Origin of the sequence: Tritonibacter mobilis F1926 (genome assembly GCF_000376545.2) — a bacterium.
Lineage (GTDB): Bacteria > Pseudomonadota > Alphaproteobacteria > Rhodobacterales > Rhodobacteraceae > Epibacterium > Epibacterium mobile.
This window is the reverse complement of record NZ_CP015230.1, coordinates 111042-130574: the sequence shown is the minus strand read 5'-3', so window position 1 is coordinate 130574 and position 19533 is coordinate 111042. Positions and strand designations below refer to the sequence as shown.

Genomic DNA, 19533 nt, shown 5'->3' with positions numbered 1-19533 from the left:
ACAACTATGACTATTCACTGGTGCGGCACTGGCCTCTCCGCCATCCCCGGCCTGCGTCGCCTGCTCGAAGCGGGTCACGACGTGGCCGTCTGGAACCGCACACCGGAAAAAGCCGCCGAGGCCGTTGGCGACCTCACCACCAACATCCACAAGTTTTCCATCGCGCGCCTGTCGGAACTCCTCAGCCCCGCTGACGTGGTGGTCTCGATGCTGCCCGGCGACTGGCATGTGGAACTGGCAGAGCTCGCCATTAACAATGGCGCGCATTTTGTGTCCTCCTCCTATATCTCGCCAGAGATGCGGGCGCTGGATCAGAAAGCCAAGGACGCAGGCGTCGCGCTGGTCAATGAGGTCGGGCTTGATCCGGGCATTGATCACCTGATGGCACATGCCCTGGTGGCCGAATATGCGGAATCCCCCGCCTTCGACCTCGACAATGAGATCAGCTTTCTGTCTTATTGCGGCGGCATCCCCAAAACACCGAACCCCTTCCGCTACAAGTTCAGCTGGTCGCCTCTGGGCGTGCTCAAGGCACTGCGGTCACCCTCCCGCTCGATCCGCGATTTCGAGGTCCTGGACGTGGCACGCCCTTGGGACGCAATCTCCACCTATGACGCGCCGCTTGCGACGCCCGAAACCTTCGAGGTTTATCCCAACCGCGACAGCCTGCCCTTCATGGCGCAATACCACTTTGACAAGGACTGGAAGGTCAAAACCTTCGTGCGCGGCACGCTGCGTCTGGATGGCTGGACCGAGGCCTGGGCGGATGTCTTCAAAGAGGTCGAGACCCTTGAAGGCCCCGAAGGCGATGCCCGGCTCAAGGAAATGTCCGATCAGTTCTGGGATGAGAACGCCTATGACGAGGGCGAGCCGGACCGCGTGGTGCTCTGCGTGGACCTCAAGGCAGAGAAAGATGGCCAGACCAAATGGCACAAAACCTATGTGATGGACGCATGGGGCGACGAGCGCGGCAGCGCCATGGCGCGTCTGGTGTCCTATCCGGTGTCCTATGCCATCGAGGCCGCGATGAACGGCAAGATCGCCCCCGGCGTCAGCGCCGCGCCGAGTGATCCGGCACTTGTGGACAGCTGGATGGGTCGGATCGGCGCGCTGGCCCAGCACCTTCAGGTGGTGTCACACCGCTCCTGAAATCAGTGAATTCAAAAGAGCCCCGTCAGAGAAATCTGGCGGGGCTTTCTCTTGTTATTTACCGCCCCATGACATCCTCGGCGGTGGCTGTCACATCAACGCCCAGCGCTTCCAATCCCGCCTCAATGTCATAGGCAAGGTTGGGGGTCGCGAGGAGATAATCCTCGGTTGGCGTGGTCTTCTCAGCACGCGCCGTGGCCACCGCCTGACCAAACTCCTCCGCCTCAAAAACACCGCGCCCCACCCAGACCAGAGCCACAAGCTCCGCCTGCTCATCCTCATTCATATCGGCGATGAAGGCGCGCAGCTCAGGTTCCGCACGCTCGATTTCACGCGCCATCAGCGCGACCTGTTCCGCCTTGTTGCTTGCAATCTCGACCATCCTGCGCGTCCTTTCCATGAAGCTATCGGGTACCGCAACAGTGACACCCATGGCAGGCCGTGACCTTGATCTACAGCAAATCAGGCCACACCGGGCTCACGCATGCGCTCCTTGCGTCCAAAGAGAGCAAGCGGCTGGCTGCGCCCGCGCAGGGGCGCAGGTTCCAGCGCAATCCAGTCCTTACGCGCGGGCTCCGCTGCCGCCTCAAGAACCGCGCCCGATACGATGATCTCCATTTCACAGGTCTTGGTCATCTGCTCCAGCCGCGCCGCGATGTTCACCGTGTCGCCAAGGGCGGTGTACTCCAGCCGGTCCTCATCACCAACCACGCCAGAAAACACCTCGCCCCAATGCAGCCCGATCCCCACATGCACGGCGCTACGTCCTTCTCGCTGACGCGCATCAGACCAGTCGTGCATTTCATCCGAGAGACGCCGCGCGCAGTCCAGCGCGCGATGGGGCGCGCCATCTCCGTTAAACAATAACATCGCGCCGTCCCCGATGAACTTGTCCACCATACCACCGGTCTCGCGCGCCGCTTTTTGCACGCGGATACGGTATTCCGTCACAAAGCCCCCCACCTCCGCAGGATCACGCCCTTCGGCCCAAGAGGTGAAGCCGCGAATGTCCACGAACATCACTCCCATGTCCTGCCGCTGCTCCTGACGCATATCGTCCAGGTTTTCCCCCTGCACCCGGTTCGCCAGCCGCGCAGGCAAATAGCGCGTCAGCAGCAAGCGCTTTTCTGTCTCGGTCAGCGCGCGATGCAACAGATCCCGCAGCGCCGCCGCGGCCACCACCAAAACCACGCCCGCCAGCAAAATCATGGTCAGCCGCACAATATTGGGCGGCACCGACACCAGATGCTTCAGGCGATTGGCGATCTCTGGCGACACGGTCACATCGCTGACAAAGCTCAGGTATCCCAAGCCCCCAACGATCAGGGCCACACAATAGGCCTGCAAATATGGGTTAAACCGCAGCACCGCAAAGGCCAGCACCACCGGCACCAGCCATGTAGGTGGCAACAGGAATGTCAGCGCACCGGGCATGGAGACATTCTCCAATCCCACCCAGGCATTCACCAGCATGAACAGGCAATCGAGCGTCACAACCGGCCAGACCATCCAGCGCCGAAACCGCCCGCTGCGGGCCAGCCACAGGCTGAACACCCCCAACAAAAGGTATGACACCATCGACAGGATCGCAAAGATCCACTGTTTGCGCAGAAAGTCGGCAATCTCAGCCGGGGGTTCTCCGACCGCCAGGAAGAAAACCACCATCAACCCCAGCGCCACAAAGATCCGCAGGATAGAGACGACCTTTTCCGCCCTGAGCTCTGCTTCGCGCAACAGCGCCGCATCCGGTGCCATCCGGCGACGCGCCAGCCGGATCATTCGCCCGGGCGCTCCAGCGCCACCACCTGAGCCATGCTATCGGGGCTCAGTTCCTCAAAGTCGAAATTATCAAGCCGCTGCGCCCGTCGTCCGGCCTTGTCGGCGCTGATCTTGATGTCGGCGATATCCTTCTGCGCTTGGCTGAAATGCCGGTCCAGATTGCCAACCCGGTCGCCGAGACGCTCCACATCCTTGTGCAGCAGACCCAACTCCGTGCGGATTGCACCGGCCTGTTCGCGCATGCGCGCATCTTTCAGGATCGCACGCATGGTGTTGAGGGTCGCCATGCAGGTGGTGGGTGACACGATCCAGACCTTGAGCGAAAAGCCTTCGCGCACCACATCGGAAAAATTCGCATGTAACTCCGCATAGACCGCCTCGGACGGCAGAAACATCAGCGCCCCGTCGGCGGTTTCCCCATCAAGGATGTATTTCTCCGAAACGTCGCGGATATGCTTGCGCAACGCCCCCTTCAGGAGCCGCGCCGCCTGCGCACGGGCCTCTTGGGTCTCGGCATTGCGCAGCGCCTCATAGGGTTCCAGCGGGAATTTGCTGTCGATCACGATCGGTCCCGGCGGGTTGGGCAGATGGATCAGGCAATCCGCTCGCTTGCCATTCGAGAGCGTGTATTGAAACGCATAGGCATCGCTGGGAAGCGCCTTTGACACGATGTCATTGAGCTGGATCTCCCCAAAGGCCCCGCGGGTCTGCTTGTTCGACAGGATATCCTGCAACGACAAGACATCGCCTGACAGTTTGGTGATATTGTCCTGCGCCTTGTCGATCACCGCGAGCCGTTCCTGCAACTGCGTGAGCGAGGTGGCGGTGCGCTTGGCGTTGCCGTGCAGGCTCTCGGTCATGCGCTCCTGCATCTCTGTCATGGCTCGCGCTTGCCTCATAGCGTTGTCGGCCAGCCGGTCATTCATCCGTTGCTGCACGTCACCAAGCCGCGCTTCCATGGTTTGCAGAATCTGCAACTGCGCATTGGCTTGGGTGTCAGACACCGTCTGCAGATTGCCCCGCAGCGCCTCCTGCCCGGAGGATAACTGCTGCGCCACCTGCCCCAGCGTGCTCATTTGATGGGTCAGCGGTTCAATCGCACGCGCCGCGCGGGCAGAGTTGCGCATCGACTGGATCAGGAGCGCAAATAGCAGGACGACCCCCACTGCGGCCCCCAGCAGGATCATTCCAAGACTGTCCATATTCGCGATGGCGGTGTCCATGCCTTCCATCCGGGGTTCCTTTAGCTGCGACCAAACAAGCGTTCGATGTCAGCGAGTTTGAGTTCAACATAGGTTGGGCGGCCATGGTTGCATTGGCCAGAGTGAGGCGTCGCCTCCATCTCGCGCAAAAGCGCGTTCATCTCTTCGCCGCGCATTCTCCGCCCGGACCGGATTGAGCCATGGCAGGCCACACGCGACAAGATCGCCTCCAGCCGCGCCTGCACCAGCTGGCTCTCACCCTGATCGGCCAGTTCATCCAGAATGTCGCGGATCATCGCCTCGGCATTGACCTCGCCCAAGATGGCCGGGGTTTCACGTACAGCTACGGCACTGCCGCCAAAGGCTTCGAACCCGAGACCGAATTTCGCTAGGTCATCGGCCACGTCCAGCAGGCGCGCGCAATCGCCATCCGAGAGTTCGACAATCTCGGGGATCAAAAGGCCTTGGGTGGCAACGCCGTTTTCGGCCATCTGGTGTTTGAGTTTTTCATAGACCAATCGTTCGTGCGCGGCGTGTTGGTCGACGATCACCATACCGTCACGGGTCTGGGCAATGATGTAATTCTCATGCACCTGCCCGCGCGCCGCGCCCAAAGGCAGATCCTCTATTGGGTGCGCTTCTGGCTCTACTGCAGCTTCTTCGACCAGACGGCCACTGTAGGCACCTGAAAATTCGGCAAAGCCCGCGGGTTCAGCCGATGGCGGCGCAGGATAGGACGGTGCGGCCGGCTGGCCGGGGGCTTGCGCCGCGTAAGAACTGTTGCGTGCGCCCAAGGATGGCCGATCCATCTGATAGACTCTCGGTGCACCTGTCGCGGTGGGTTGCTCGGGCCGCATTGCGCCCAAGGTCGCCCCCGCCACAGTGCTGGAGGCACGATGCCCAGCCTCCGCCAGCGCATGGCGCAACGAAGAGACAATCAGCCCGCGCGCCAGTCCGGGATCGCGAAACCGCACCTCGGATTTTGCCGGGTGGACGTTCACATCCACCAGCGTCGGATCGCAATCAATAAACAACGCCGCCGCCGGGTGGCGATCACGGCTGAGGAAATCCATATAGGCCGCCCGAAGCGCACCTGTGAGCATCTTGTCCTTCACTGGCCGCGTGTTCACGAACAGGAACTGCGTCACCGCAGCCCCGCGCGAATAGGTCGGCAGCGCCGCATAGCCATAAAGGCGGATGCCCTCGCGCGTCGCGTCGATCTTCAGCGCGTTCTCCGCAAATTCGCGACCAATCACATGCGCAAGCCGCCCGTGCAGCGCATCAAAGAGATCGCCGCTCATGGGGTCAGCGCGGAAAGACACGCGTCCCTCACCTCCACCAGAGACATCGCGCAGGATAAAGCCCACGGCAGGCTCAGCCATCGCAAGTCGCTTCACCGTGTCGGAAATCGCCTGCGTTTCGGCCCGGTCTGTGCGCATGAACTTCAGCCGTGCAGGCGTCGCAAAGAACAGATCGCGCAGTTCCACAATTGTGCCCTGCCGCAGCGCGGCCGGTTTGACCGGCTCCAGATGTCCGCCCGCGACGCGGATCTGAGCTGCATCGCACCCTTCGGCCCGGCTGGTGATGGTGAGCCGCCCGACCGCACCTAAACTGGGCAGGGCCTCGCCGCGAAATCCAAAGGTGTGGATGTTCAGAAGATCCGAGCCGTCGATTTTCGACGTTGCATGGCGTGACAGCGCCAGAGGCAAATCCTCGGGTGTCATACCACAGCCGTTGTCGATCACCCGGATCAGGGTCTTCCCGCCGTCAGCAATCTCTACCGTGATGCGGGTCGCCCCCGCGTCGATGGCGTTCTCCACCAATTCCTTGACGGCAGAGGCCGGGCGCTCAACCACCTCACCCGCCGCAATGCGGTTGATGGCGCTGTCATCAAGCTGGCGAATGACAGGCCGATGAGCCTCGCTCGCCTGTTGCACTGGGTTTTCGCTGATTTGGGGGTCGAGTGTAGCCATGACCCAAGATTTAGCATGAGAGCGCACGATTCTGCCACCCGGAATACGTGCTCCGAACAGTGCCTGTAACGTGCCTCAGACGTTCGGCAACTACACGCCGGACGGTGCTCCGGCACGGGCGCGACAAGGACCAACCAAGGCCGTAATTGCGAGGATCAGACCTGATACGGTTGCGATCATACCCGCAGCACTCACCGCATCACCCATGCCGATCCAGATCGGTCCATACCCTGCACACACATAGCCGATGATCGCCGCCAGAGTGGCAAAGACGACGCTCCACGCGATCTGCACCTCCAACCGATTGGTCATCATTCGCGCCGCTGCGGGTGGGCAGATGAACATGGCGATCACGATGATCGACCCCACCGCATCAAAGGCCGCCACCGCCGCAATCGCGGCCGTGATGACCAGCGCCAGACCCAGCAAATCCGTTCGCATCCCCATCGTGCGGGCGAAGCCTTCGTCAAAGGTTGAAATCTTCAAAGGCCGCCAGAACAGCGCGATAAAGCCAGCAACCACCACCAGCGTCGCTGCCATGCGTGGCATTTCCACCGGCAGATAGGCCAGTGCCTCGGGGTCCAGAAGCGACCCCCAGCCTGTGCCATCAAGCCAGATCAGGCTCTCCAGATTGCCGTAAAGCGCGTGTTCCACATCCAGATGTACCGAGGAGGTGTCGCTCTGCTCCAGGAGCAAAACACCCGCTGCAAAGAGTGTGGTAAAGACAACACCCATCGCCGCTCCGGGCTCGATGCGGCCCAAACGGCGGATACCCTCGATCATCACAACTGCGACCACCGCTGCGCCTGCCGCACCCAGCATCATCGGCCAGGTGGAAATCGCGCCGGTCAAAAGGAACGCCACGACTATGCCCGGCAAAGCCACATGGCTGATCGCGTCGCCAATCAGCGCCTGTTTACGCAAAAGCAAGAAGTTCCCCGGCAGCGCACAAGCCACCGCCGCAAAGATCCCGATCAAAAGCGGCGTAAGAGAGAGGGTGACAAATTCGCTGCCCATCTAACAGGCCTCCTTTGGCGTGCTGATCTTGCGGTCGATCTCGGCGATCTGATCTGGCGTCAGGACGGTTTCAATCTCGCGGAGACCATCATAGAGCGCGGCGGCGGCCTCTTGCGCCTGATCGCGGCGCAGAATGTCCCAGCGATGTTCATCGCGAAGCGCCTTGGCCGCACGCGCCCGGCCTGCTTTTGTGGCCACACCATCTGCCCGCACCAACCCGCGCTTACTCAGCAGCCGCAGCGTGAGGGGTTCATAGATCGTCTGATCTTGTGCAAGCGCCAGAAGACCCTGACGAATATGCACCCGGCGTTGGAATTTTTGATGCCGGAGGACCGCAGCCAACACACCTCGGTTCGGCGCAACCAGCAGTGACAGAGCAAAAAGCGCAAAGCTCATCAATACAATGATCGGCCCTGTCGGCAGGTTCGGGGCGGACGCCGAGATTGCCGCCCCCAGATAGGCGGCCACGGCCCCCAGAACACCGGCAAGAATCACTACCTGATCGGCGCGCTCCGTCCAGAAACGGGCGGTGACTGGCGGGATAATCAGCAGCGCCACGATGAGGATTAGCCCCACCACCTTGAGGCCCACCACGGTCACAGCCATCACCAGACCCATCATCAGCATGTCGACCTTGTCGACCGGCAGACCGCGCGCGGCGGCATATTCGGGATCAAAAGCCACCATCGTCATGGGGCGTCGCGTCAGCAGGATCAGAAACAGCACCGCCGCACCGCCTGCCGCAATCACCAGTGCATCCGAATAAAGCATGCCTGCGGTGGAGCCCAACAAGAACCCCTCAAGCCCGGCCTGGCGTCCGACCCCCAGCGTTTGAATGACCGTCAGCAACACCACGCCAAAACCGAAAAACACCGAGAGCACCGCGCCAATCGCCGCATCTTCGGCCAGCCGCGTGTTGCGTGTCAGCCAGTTCATGCACCAAAGCCCGATGCCAGCCGACACCGCAGAACCGATAAGCAACCCTGCAAGATTGCGGCCATCCCCACCCAGCGCCACGAGGACCAGGAACGCAACGCAGACGCCGGGCAGGGTGGCATGGCTCACGGCATCCGACACCAGCGCGCGCTTGCGCAGGAACAGGAAGGTGCCCGTGATCCCCGAAGCTGCGCCCAACAGCGCTGCTCCGATCGCCACCAATGTGGCGTTATACCCTAATTGCAGGAACAGTGCGTCGATCAGCATGCTCCGCCTTTCTCTTTCTGGATTGGCATCGCACCACTCACGCTGGACGCGCGATCTGTTCGATCTGTGCCGTTGCAAGCCGGCCACCATAGGCCGCTTGCAAACTCTCCGGCGTAAAGGCCTCCGCCACAGCGCCCTCGGCAACTTTGCGGGTATTGATCAGGAAGACATTGTCGAAATAATCCTGCACCGTCGCCAAGTCGTGATGCACCACAACAACCGTTTTGCCTTCGGCCCTCAGGGCCTTAAGCACGCCAATAATGGCCTTTTCCGTTGCCGCATCCACGCCTGCAAACGGTTCATCCAGCAAGTAGAGATCCGCTCCCTGCGCCAGTGCGCGCGCAAGAAACACCCGCTGTTGCTGACCGCCGGAAAGCTGACCAATCTGTCGCTCGGCAAACTCGCTCATCCCGACACGTTCCAGACAGTCTCGCGCGATCTTGTGATGGGTGCCGCGAATGCGCCCCAACAGCCCTAACTCGCGGTATAGCCCCATCATCACTACGTCGATCACCCGCGTCGGGAAGTCCCAATCGACCGAGGCGCGTTGCGGCACATAAGCGATGCGCGCGCGCTGATGATCCAGCGGGCGGCCAAACACCTGCACCCGGCCCGACACCGGCTGCACAATGCCCAGCGCCGCTTTCAGGAGTGTGGATTTACCGGCACCGTTTGGCCCGATGATTGCAGTCATCTGCCCCGGCACCACGGTCATATCAACGGAAAAGACCGCCGGTTTTTCGCCGTAGCTGACGGTAAGGCCGCGGATCGCGAGCGGGCTTTGGTCCAGCCCTTCCTCTCGCGCGGACTGACCGTTCTGGCTGGCAATTGAAAGTTGCATGTTAGTGACCTGCCCCGAGTTTGCCGTCCATACCGCCGGTGGGCACATCCGCGCCCAGCGCACCGGCAATGGTGGTAAAGTTGTGATCGAGCATAGCGACATAGGTGGCCTCATAGGTCCCATCCTGACCCATAGCGTCCGAAAACAGCTCGCCGCCGATCACGACGTCATGCCCTTTGGCCGCCGCCCCTTCGATCAATGCGCGCATGGAGCGATCCGCGACTGAGGTTTCGACAAACACGGCCTTAATTTGGCGCTCTACCAATATGTCGACCAACGCGCCAATCCGGTTCAAACCGGCCTCAGACTGCGTCGAGATGCCCTGAATGCCCAACACCTCAAAGCCGTAGTCGCGGCCAAAATAGCCAAAGGCATCATGCGCGGTGACCAACACACGGTTGCTGTCTGGCACCCCGGCCACAACTTTGCGACCGTATTCGGACAGGCGATCCAATTCCCCCAGATGCCGCGCCAAATTGGCTGCAAACAGATCCGCAGATGCCGGGCGTGCCTCGGTGAGGGCGCGTGCCACTTCGCGCACCACATGCTTCCACAGTTCCGGGCTCATCCAGACGTGCGGGTCGTATTTATCGGCGTAATCATCATGGCCACGCAGCAGGTCCTTTGGCATCGCCTCGGCCACTGCCACGACCTCGCGTTTACGTGCGAGCGAGTGGAAGAAATCCTCCATCTGCGCCTCAAGGTACAAACCGTGCCATAACACCAGATTTGCACGGGTCATCGCAGCAATATCACTGCGGGTCTGGCGATAGGCGTGCGGATCAACACCCGCTCCCATCAAGGCGGTCACCTCGACCTCCGCAGCACCGATTTGACGGGCTGCATCGGCAATCATCCCGGTGGTCGCCACCACCGTCAGTGGTCCGTCAGAGGCTGCAACAGGTGTCGCAGCGAGGGCCACCATGGCCCCCATACCCAGAAGAGTGTGACGTCGGTTCAGCATAAAGGTGCTCCCTGCCCGCAAGATTCTCGTTTTGCTCACCCGCAATATGAGAACGATTCTCAACTTCGTCAATGAAAATGAGAATTATTCTCACAATATCTTTGATTTTTGTCCTCTTGGTAAAAAATGGAACGGGAAAACCTTTGGGAAACCTTGCATCAAAGCGGGGTGGCATGCGATTTTGGGTGGGAAACGTTCGAGGACTCCCACAAATGGACAGCCAAACCGCAGAAGACGGCACGCAGCCGCCGAACACCTCCGCTGCCAACCCGACCAGCAAGGCCACACCGCCTGCCGCGCAATCTGCCGCCCCTCAGGGTGCGACCCACAGCGATCTGCCCCGCAACCCCGGCATCGCACTCGATCTGGATTGGGCTCTGGGCGTTGAGGCAAATACCTCCGCAATCGAGCGCCGCTGTGCCAGCCTGCCCGGTCGTCGCTCGGTCAAGAAGGACTATCAGGCCGCGTGGCTGCTAAAGGCGATCAGCCTGATCGACCTCACGACGCTTTCTGGCGACGACACCGAGGCCCGCGTCCGCCGCCTCTGCGCCAAGGCGCGCCAACCCGTGCGCTCAGACATCCTGTCAGCACTGGGGATGGACAGCCTCACCACGGGTGCGGTCTGCGTCTACCACGACATGATCCCTGCTGCCGTGCGGGCGCTTCATGGCACCCAGATCCCTGTTGCAGCCGTCTCTACCGGGTTTCCGGCAGGTCTTTCGCCTTTTCACCTGCGGGTCGAAGAAATCCGCGAGAGCGTGCGGGCTGGTGCCAAGGAGATCGACATCGTGATTTCGCGCCGCCACGTTCTTTCGGGCAACTGGCAGGCACTCTATGATGAGATGAAAGCCTTCCGCGAGGCGTGTGGGGATGCCCATGTAAAGGCCATCCTCGCCACCGGCGAACTTGGCACTTTGCGCAACGTCGCCCGGGCCTCGATGATCTGCATGATGGCAGGTGCAGACTTCATCAAAACCTCCACCGGCAAGGAAGGGGTAAATGCCACCCTGCCGGTCTCTCTGGTGATGATCCGTGCCATTCGCGACTACTATGAACGCACTGGTTTCCATATCGGCTACAAGCCCGCAGGCGGCATCTCCAAGGCCAAGGATGCCCTAGTGTACCTCAGCCTGATGAAAGAGGAACTGGGCAACCGCTGGCTGCAACCGGACCTCTTCCGCTTTGGCGCATCCAGCCTGCTTGGCGATATCGAACGTCAGCTCGAACACCATGTGACCGGCGCTTACTCCGCTGGCTACCGCCACCCGATGGCGTGAGGACCAATAGATGACAATCAAAGAGATTTTTGACACCATGGACTATGGCCCCGCCCCCGAAAGCGCCGCAGAGGCCCTCGCTTGGCTGGTCGATCAGGGAAGCCAGTTCGGTCACTTTATCAATGGTAGCTTCACCGCTCCGGGCCAAACCTTCGAGAGCAAAAACCCGGCAACCGGCGAGGTGCTGGCAGAGCTGACGCAAGCGACACAGAAAGACGTAGACGCCGCCGTCAAAGCTGCCCGCGCCGCGCAAGGTGCTTGGGCCGCGATGGGTGGCTCTGGTCGTGCGACATATCTCTATGCCATTGCGCGTCTTTTGCAAAAGCACAGCCGCCTCTTTGCGGTGCTCGAAACACTCGACAACGGCAAGCCGATCCGCGAGAGCCGCGACATCGATATTCCGCTGGTGCAGCGTCATTTCTACCATCATGCAGGCCACGCGCAGCTGATGAATGAGGAAATGTCGGGTCGGGAGGCGCTTGGCGTCTGCGGTCAGATCATCCCGTGGAACTTCCCGCTCCTGATGCTGGCATGGAAAGTCGCGCCCGCGCTAGCGATGGGCAACACCGTGGTCCTGAAACCGGCTGAATATACGTCGCTCACCGCGCTGCTGTTTGCTGACATCTGCCGTCAGGCGGGCCTGCCCACGGGCGTTGTGAACATCATTACCGGCGATGGTGCCGTGGGCGAGATGATCGTCAATGCAGACGTGGACAAAATCGCCTTTACCGGATCGACTTCCGTGGGGCGCAAGATCCGCGAAGCGACTGCAGGCACCGGCAAGGCGTTAACCCTGGAGCTGGGCGGCAAGAGCCCCTACATCGTGTTTGACGACGCCGATCTGGACAGCGCCATCGAGGGGCTGGTGGATGCGATCTGGTTCAATCAAGGTCAGGTCTGCTGCGCAGGGTCGCGCCTTTTGGTGCAGGAAGGTGTCGCAGAACGCTTCCACCAGAAACTGCGCGCGCGGATGAAAACCCTGCGTCTGGGTGATCCGCTCGACAAATGCATCGATGTGGGCGCAGTGGTGGATCCGGTTCAACATGCGGAAATCACCCGCATGGTCGCCTCTGCGAAAAACTGCACCGTGCATCAAACCGCAGTTAATATGCCTGCCAAGGGCTGTTTCTTCCCGCCTACCCTCATTGAAGGCCTCTCGCTCGCTGATCCGTTGATGCAGGAAGAGATCTTTGGCCCGGTGCTGGTCTCCACCACCTTCCGCACCCCTGCTGAGGCTGTCGAGCTGGCGAACAACACCCGCTACGGGTTGGCCGCGACGCTCTGGACCGAGAACGTGAACCTCGCCCTTGATATCGCACCTAAACTGGTTGCGGGCGTGGTCTGGGTCAATGGCACCAATATGTTCGACGCCGCGGCCCCCTTTGGCGGCGTGCGCGAAAGCGGCTTTGGTCGCGAAGGTGGCGTCGAGGGCCTGATGGCCTACACCAAACCCACAGGCGCGTTGGACACGCTGAACCCTGTTGTGGCCTTTGAAGGCAACGACAAAGGTGCGGCACCCGCGGGCATTGACCGCACCGCCAAGATGTTCATCGGTGGCAAACAAACCCGCCCCGACAGTGGCTATTCCAAATCCGTCTATGGCCCCAAAGGCGACCTGCTGGGCCACGTCGGCGCTGGCAGCCGCAAGGACGTCCGTAACGCGGTTGAGGCCGCAAATGCCGCCAAAGGCTGGGCCAAGACCACCGGGCACTTGCGGGCGCAGATCCTCTACTATCTGGCCGAGAACCTCGCCGCTCGTGCGGGTGAATTCGCCGCCCGCATTGATGCGATGACAGGCAAAGGCGACGGCACAGCTGAGGTTGAAACCTCGCTGCAACGGCTGTTTTCTGCTGCTGCATGGGCCGATAAATACGACGGGCTGGCGCATGGCGTGCCGATCCGGGGCGTCGCGCTTGGCATGAAAGAACCAGTTGGCACCATTGGCGTTCTCTGCGCCGATGAAGCCCCGCTTCTGGGTCTGGTCTCTGCCATGGCCCCTGCAATTGCGATGGGCAACCGTGTGGTGCTGGCGGCGTCTCAGGCCTTCCCTTTGGCGGCCACCGACCTCTATCAGGTGCTCGAGACATCTGATGTCCCTGCGGGTGTGGTGAATATCCTCACCGGCGCGCACAAGGATCTCGGCGACACTATGGCCAAGCATCTCGATATCGACGCGGTCTGGAGCTTCTCTTCCACCGGTCTGTCGAAGATGATCGAAGCCGAATCTGCTGGCAATCTCAAGCGCACATGGGTCAACAATGGCCGCACCTTTGACTGGTCGCGCGACCAATCCAAACGCTTCTTGCAGGCCGCGACCGAAGTGAAAACCGTGTGGATTCCCTACGGCGAGTAACACCTCGTCCCCAACACAGAAAAAACGGCGCGGCTCCCATTTGGAACCGCGCCGTTTTTGTTTCAGGGATGATTGCCCAGTGTCTAGTTCGTGGACTTCAGCCCTTCGGGTTCTCCAACCACCACGAACCGCAGCCCCTCGGGGTCCAGAATCTCTTTGGCGATCCGGTTCACGTCGTCCAGGGTCACCGCCTCAACCTTTTCGTTTCGGGTGACCACATAGTCGGTGGGCAGGTCATCCATCTGCATCGACACAAGGATCGCAGCGATCTGACTGTTGCCGTTGAAGCGCAAAGGATAGGCCCCGGTCAGATAGGTCTTGGCATCCTTCAACTCCGCTTCGGTCACGCCGCTGTCCACCAAGGCCTGCCACTGGTCGCGTACAACACCGACCGCTTCTGCCATCTTCTCATTGGCAGAGGCAAAAGACCCCATGTAGGTCGAGGCCAGATCACGCGGCACCAGGTAGCTATAGGCCCCATAGGTGAGGCCACGTTTGGTGCGCACTTCCTGCATCAAGCGGGTCTCAAATGATCCACCACCGAGGATCTGGTTCAGCACATAAGCGGCAAAGAAATCCGGATCATTACGGTCGATCCCTTTCTGCCCGAAGAGCGCCACAGACTGCGGCGTGGCAAAGGGCACCACCGTGGTACCACCGGTCAGCAGCACCTCTGCCGGGCCGGGCATCGGCGCCCCCTCGGCGGGCAAATCGCCCAGCAATTCGTCCAGCAGCGTGCCCAGCTCTTCGGGTGTGATATCACCAACCGCGCTTACGTACAGACGGTCACGGGCAAAAACAGCCTCATGGGCGGCAAACATGTCCTGACGGGTCAGCGCCGAGACGCTCTCCACCGTGCCCTTACCATCGGTGCCATAAGGGTGGTCGCCAAACGCCAGCTTACCAAAGGTCTTGCCCGCAATCGCGTTGGGATCGGTCTGATCAGAGCGCAGCCCCACCAGAACCTGTGCCCGCACCCGGTCCAGCGCATCCTGATCGAAACGTGGCTCCTGAATGGTCTGGCGCAAAAGCTCCATCACCTCATCGCGGTTTTCGGTCAGGAAACTGGCGGAGATCGCGACCATGTCCTTGTCGGCGTCATAAGAGAAATTGGCCGCCAAAGCCTCCACTGCGCGGGCGTAATCCTGCGCGCGCAGCTCTCCTGCACCCTCTTCCAACAGGCCGCCCATCAGATGCACGGCCCCGCGTTTGCCGGGCGCGTCCAGTGATGTGCCGCCGCGAAACCGCAGCTCCAACGCAGAGAAGGGAATGCTGTGATCTTCGACCAGCCACGCCTTGATCCCACCGGGAGATGTGACTTCTTTGATGTCGATCTCAGCCCGTGCCATCTGCGCGGCAAAAAGCACTGCAAACCCAACCAACAGCGCCAGAACGGCACGTTTTAGCGGGCGCAGATCAACTGCGCGCACGCGGGCGAATGTTTTGTTCCGGCTCATTGGTCAGCCTCCTGCTGGCTTTGGATCAGGTAACCGGTGACAGATGCCTCAGGCCGCAATACCTCGCGTGCGACGGCAATAATCTCATCCTCCGTGATGGATTGCAGCACGCGCGGCCAGTCCTGCACATCCTCAACCGTCAGCCCCGAGGTGAGCGCGCGGCCATAGCGGTTGGCAATGCGGTCCACGTCATCCCGAGCATAGATTTCCGAGGCGCGCAGCTGCAGCTTGATACGCTCAAGCTTTTGGCTGTCGACACCTGTCGCGAGGAACTGCTGCACGCTGCGATCAAGCGCCGCCTCGGCCTCTTCGAGGGTCACACCATCAGCAGGGACAATCACAAAATCAAAGGTGGTGTCATCCAGCGACACACCAGAATAGAAGGCCGCCGTATAAACCGCCACTTGCTGTTCAAACTGCAGTGCATTGGCCAGATAGGATGTGGTTCCCCCGCCCAAGAGCTGCGAGAGCAGATAGAGCGCGGCGGCCTTTTCCTGACTGCCGCTGTCACGCTCCGGTGCCAGATAGGATCGCTGTACATAGGGTTGCGAGACCCGCGCATCGGCAAAGGTCAGACGCCGCGCTGCGGTTTGCGGTGGCTCCTCGCTGCGCAACCGTTCCGGCAGATCTGGATTGGCCGGGATCACACCATAGTAGGTCTCGGCGAGCTTGCGCACCTCGTCGGGCTTCACATCGCCAGACACCACAAGGATTGCGTTATTGGGCGCGTAATAGGTGCCGTAGTAGGACAGTGCGTCCTCCATCGACAGGGTTTCCATCTCGTGCCGCCAGCCGATCACCGGCTGACTGTACCGATGGTTCAGATATTGCACCGCCCGCATCTGTTCACGAAACAATGCAGTGGGATCATTGTCGGTGCGCTGGTTGCGCTCTTCGAGGATCACCTCACGCTCAGTCACGATATCGGTCTCAGTAAGGCGCAGATTGCGCATCCGATCCGCTTCCATCTGCATCATCAGCTCCAGCCGATCTGCTGCGACACGCTGAAAATAAGCCGTGTAATCATAGCTGGTGAAGGCATTATCGCGACCACCGTTGCGCGCAACTGTCGCCGACAGCTCGCCCGCGTCCAGCGTATCGGTGCCCTTGAACAGAAGGTGTTCGAGGAAATGGGCAACACCGCTTTGGCCCACGGGCTCATCGGCAGAGCCTGCACGATACCAGACCATATGCTGCACCACAGGGGCGCGATGATCTTCGACCACCACCACCATCATCCCGTTCTCAAGCGTGAAGGTGGTGACCATCTCAACGCCGGTTTGCTCGGATTTAGGTGCCGCGTCATTTGCCGGAGACGCCTCCTGCGCGGAAAGCACAGGCGCGCCAAGGCCCGCTGCCATCACAAGGGCACAAAGCGCACCCCGCCAGCTGGCCCGCAGCCCGGACGGAATCGCTGCCTCAGATGTCATATGTTCTATCCTCCAGATCGGTCCCCCGAGCGCGCACAATGGCACGGCCCGGCGCAGAGTCGTTTTGGCCTGCTGCGCATCAAATTACGGTGCCGACCGTCAGCCACAAGACGGTTTGCCGAAATTGTGAAGGATTATTCGCCTTTTGGCGGTGAAGAAGGGGTCGGAACCCCGGCGCGACGGTAGGCTGTGCTAACATCTTGCGGATCGAGCGCTTCTCGCTCGTAGGTTTCGGCGTAACGATCCACGGGGAAGAGCTTGATATTGGCGAGGATACCCGCGCGCTTGCGCCGTTTTGTATCCTCAGCAGTCAGCGTTTCCCGAATATCGCCCTGCACGCCGTGGCGGCTTGCGGCTGTCACCAGTGCGCCGTCAGAGGCCGGAACACCCACGCCGCTGGGTCGCCCGCCCAGCGCCACGATGGCCTCGGCTTGCGGATTGCGATCGGTGCGATTGCTGCCACCGGGGGTCGGTTGCGGCAGTGCGGCATAGCTTTCGGGTTGTTCCAGCGGCTTGTTGGGCAGCACGAGGAACTCGTCCGGCGTGTTGCGACGTGCATCAAGATCATGCAGCGGCTTGTTGGCACAAGCAGCCACCAGCAGAACGGAACTCAAGATGATCGGTGCAGTCACAAAGCGCATGGGGCGCGGTCCTTCTCGTGCATGTCGCGCAACAGTCAGAACCCGTTAAGCGCGCCTCAGACATGCGTTATCAATGAGTTGAAGCGAGATGCCAGGGCCCCGCGCTTCAGACGTTCTCAACACCTCTAGCGCAAATCACGCAGGAGGTCACGCGGGCTTTTTCGCCCGCCCCTCAAACAGGATCAACCCCGCCGCACCGCCAAAAACAAATATATCGGCGACGTTAAACACATAAGGGTTATTGAACCCGCAGCAGGACATATTCAGGAAGTCCAGCACATAGCCGTACAGCACCCGATCCAGTACATTGCCCAGCGCGCCGCCAATCACCAGCCCGGCACTGATGAGCATCATCCGGCTGTTTGAATGGCTGCGGCGCACCCATATGAACACCGCAGCACAGATGACCAGCGAGATGGCGATCAAGATCCAGCGGCTGGCATCGCCACCATCGTTGAACAGTCCAAAGTTGATGCCCCGATTTTCGCCGTAGCGAAAGTTCAGGAGCGGCGGAGCCACCTCAATGCGCAGCAGGTTCACCAGATCAAGGCCGAAGATGACCCCGATCTTGGTGGCCTGATCGACGATCAGCGCAAAGAGGGCCGCAAAATATAGCGCGTAGCTCCGCATATCAAACTGCTCCGGGATCAGTGACGGAAGTGGCGCATGCCGGTGAAGACCATCGCAAGGCCCGCTTCATTCGCGGCCTTGATGACCTCATCATCGCGCATAGACCCACCGGGCTGAATGACGCAAGTTGCGCCATTTGCCGCCGCTTCCATCAGACCATCCGCAAAGGGGAAGAACGCATCGGATGCCACGGCAGAACCTTTGGCAAGGCTTGCCGGCAGTTCCATCGCATCCGCCATCCGCTGCGCCTTGACGCCTGCGATCGTGGCCGAGTCCACGCGGCTCATCTGGCCGGCGCCGACGCCAACGGTCTGGCCGTCTTTCACATAGACAATCGCGTTGGATTTCACATGTTTGGCGACTTTCCACGCAAACAGCAGATCCGCCATTTGCTCATCCGTCGGCGCTTTTTCGGTCACCACCTTGAGGTCATCCATGGCGCGGTGGCCAACGTCCTTGTCCTGCACCAGCATCCCGCCAGAGACCTGACGGGTGGTCAGACCCGCATCCTGCGGGTTGGGCAAGCCATCGGTGATCAGCAGGCGCAGGTTTTTCTTCGCCGCGAAGATCGCCTTGGCCTCATCAGAGGCCCCCGGCGCAATCACCACTTCGGTAAAGATCTGGGTGATCGCCTCGGCGGTTGCCGCGTCAAGCGGCATGTTGAGCGCCACAATGCCGCCAAAGGCAGAGGTGCGGTCGCAATCAAACGCCTTGTTATAGGCGTCCAGCAGGGTTGCGCCGCGCGCCACACCGCAGGGGTTGGCGTGTTTGATGATCGCCACAGCCGGGCCGTCGGCAGGTGCGAACTCACTCACCAACTCAAAGGCTGCATCGGTGTCGTTGATGTTGTTGTAGGAGAGTTCCTTGCCCTGCAACTGCTGGGCTGTCGCCACGCCAACGCGCTCGGTGCCATCGGTGTAAAAGGCCGCGTCCTGATGCGGGTTCTCACCATAACGCAGGGTCTGTGCAATCTGACCGGCAAAAGCGCGGCGGCGCGGTGCCTCAAGACCGATCGCACCGGCCATCCAGTTTGAAACGGCGGCATCATAGGCAGCCGTGCGCGCATAGGCGTTCTGCGCCAGCCACTGACGGAAGGCAAAGGAGGTCTGGCCGTCGTTCTGGTCCAGCTCTTCCAGCAGCACGCCGTAATCCTCAACATCCACCACCACGTTCACAAACGCGTGGTTCTTGGCCGCCGCGCGGATCATCGCCGGGCCGCCGATGTCGATGTTTTCGATCATTTCGTCATAGGCCGCGCCCCGCTTCAGCGCCGTCTCGAACGGGTAAAGGTTCACCACCAACAGGTCGATCTCGCCGATGCCATGTTCGGTCATCGCCGCCACATGGGCGTCATTGTCGCGCAGCGCCAGCAGACCGCCATGCACCATCGGGTGCAGGGTTTTCACACGTCCGTCCATCATTTCCGGAAAGCCGGTCACATCAGAGACATCCCGAACAGCGAGACCCGCATCACGCAGCGCTTTTGCAGTGCCACCGGTCGAGAGCAGTTCAACCCCGCGCTCAGCGAGGGATTTGCCCAGCTCGATCAGCCCGGTTTTGTCAGAGACGGACAGAAGGGCGCGGCGGACGGGGTGGAGGTCGGTCATCGGTGTCAGA

16 protein-coding genes are annotated in these 19533 nt (G+C 60.9%); 3 read left to right on the top strand and 13 right to left on the bottom strand.

The annotated features are described in order from the left end of the window. Positions 1 to 6: 6 nt before the first annotated feature. The gene (locus tag K529_RS00600; protein ID WP_005636749.1) at positions 7 to 1149 is read left to right on the top strand and encodes a saccharopine dehydrogenase family protein; all 1143 of its coding nucleotides are present in this window, start codon (positions 7 to 9) and stop codon (positions 1147 to 1149) included. 58 nt (positions 1150 to 1207) lie between these two features. On the opposite strand, the gene K529_RS00595 is transcribed toward K529_RS00600, so the two are convergent. The 8 genes from K529_RS00595 to K529_RS00560 form a co-directional block, all read right to left on the bottom strand. Further along, positions 1208 to 1531, bottom strand: coding sequence for a DUF3775 domain-containing protein (locus K529_RS00595; protein ID WP_005636750.1), 324 nt, complete (start codon positions 1529 to 1531; stop codon positions 1208 to 1210). 80 nt (positions 1532 to 1611) lie between these two features. Then, positions 1612 to 2928, bottom strand: coding sequence for an adenylate/guanylate cyclase domain-containing protein (locus K529_RS00590; protein ID WP_005636751.1), 1317 nt, complete (start codon positions 2926 to 2928; stop codon positions 1612 to 1614). After that, the gene (locus K529_RS00585; RefSeq protein ID WP_005636752.1) at positions 2925 to 4160 is read right to left on the bottom strand and encodes a DNA recombination protein RmuC; all 1236 of its coding nucleotides are present in this window, start codon (positions 4158 to 4160) and stop codon (positions 2925 to 2927) included. Before K529_RS00585 ends, K529_RS00590 begins: the two co-directional genes overlap by 4 nt. An 11-nt stretch (positions 4161 to 4171) precedes the next feature. Further along, complete coding sequence (gene mutL, locus K529_RS00580) at positions 4172 to 6103, bottom strand: DNA mismatch repair endonuclease MutL (RefSeq protein ID WP_046002199.1); 1932 nt, start codon at positions 6101 to 6103, stop codon at positions 4172 to 4174. Positions 6104 to 6193: 90 nt separating this feature from the next. Then, a complete protein-coding gene (locus K529_RS00575) occupies positions 6194 to 7120 on the bottom strand; it encodes a metal ABC transporter permease (RefSeq protein WP_005649057.1) in 927 nt (308 codons plus the stop codon). Then, a complete protein-coding gene (locus tag K529_RS00570; protein WP_005649054.1) occupies positions 7121 to 8323 on the bottom strand; it encodes a metal ABC transporter permease in 1203 nt (400 codons plus the stop codon). It abuts the gene before it with no gap. 37 nt (positions 8324 to 8360) lie between these two features. Then, on the bottom strand, positions 8361 to 9164 hold the full coding sequence (locus tag K529_RS00565; protein WP_005649051.1) for a metal ABC transporter ATP-binding protein: 804 nt from the start codon (positions 9162 to 9164) through the stop codon (positions 8361 to 8363). Position 9165: 1 nt separating this feature from the next. Continuing rightward, positions 9166 to 10128, bottom strand: a complete 963-nt coding sequence (locus tag K529_RS00560) for a metal ABC transporter solute-binding protein, Zn/Mn family (protein ID WP_005649048.1) — start codon at positions 10126 to 10128, stop codon at positions 9166 to 9168. A gap of 212 nt (positions 10129 to 10340) precedes the next feature. On the opposite strand from K529_RS00560, the gene deoC reads away from it, so the two are divergent. Next, entirely contained in the window at positions 10341 to 11405 is a 1065-nt protein-coding gene (deoC, locus tag K529_RS00555) for a deoxyribose-phosphate aldolase (RefSeq protein WP_227512281.1), read from the top strand. A 10-nt stretch (positions 11406 to 11415) separates the two neighbouring features. After that, on the top strand, positions 11416 to 13758 hold the full coding sequence (locus K529_RS00550; protein WP_005657453.1) for an aldehyde dehydrogenase family protein: 2343 nt from the start codon (positions 11416 to 11418) through the stop codon (positions 13756 to 13758). Between the two features lie 83 nt (positions 13759 to 13841). On the opposite strand, the gene K529_RS00545 is transcribed toward K529_RS00550, so the two are convergent. The 5 genes from K529_RS00545 to purH form a co-directional block, all read right to left on the bottom strand. Continuing rightward, entirely contained in the window at positions 13842 to 15215 is a 1374-nt protein-coding gene (locus tag K529_RS00545; protein WP_005657456.1) for a M16 family metallopeptidase, read from the bottom strand. Then, positions 15212 to 16645, bottom strand: coding sequence for a M16 family metallopeptidase (locus tag K529_RS00540; protein ID WP_005657459.1), 1434 nt, complete (start codon positions 16643 to 16645; stop codon positions 15212 to 15214). Before K529_RS00540 ends, K529_RS00545 begins: the two co-directional genes overlap by 4 nt. Before the next feature lie 134 nt (positions 16646 to 16779). After that, complete coding sequence (locus tag K529_RS00535; RefSeq protein ID WP_046002198.1) at positions 16780 to 17286, bottom strand: DUF3035 domain-containing protein; 507 nt, start codon at positions 17284 to 17286, stop codon at positions 16780 to 16782. A gap of 147 nt (positions 17287 to 17433) precedes the next feature. Beyond that, the gene (gene lspA / locus K529_RS00530) at positions 17434 to 17916 is read right to left on the bottom strand and encodes a signal peptidase II (protein ID WP_005646029.1); all 483 of its coding nucleotides are present in this window, start codon (positions 17914 to 17916) and stop codon (positions 17434 to 17436) included. Positions 17917 to 17933: 17 nt separating this feature from the next. Continuing rightward, positions 17934 to 19523, bottom strand: a complete 1590-nt coding sequence (purH, locus tag K529_RS00525; protein WP_005646027.1) for a bifunctional phosphoribosylaminoimidazolecarboxamide formyltransferase/IMP cyclohydrolase — start codon at positions 19521 to 19523, stop codon at positions 17934 to 17936. Between the last annotated feature and the right edge of the window lie 10 nt (positions 19524 to 19533).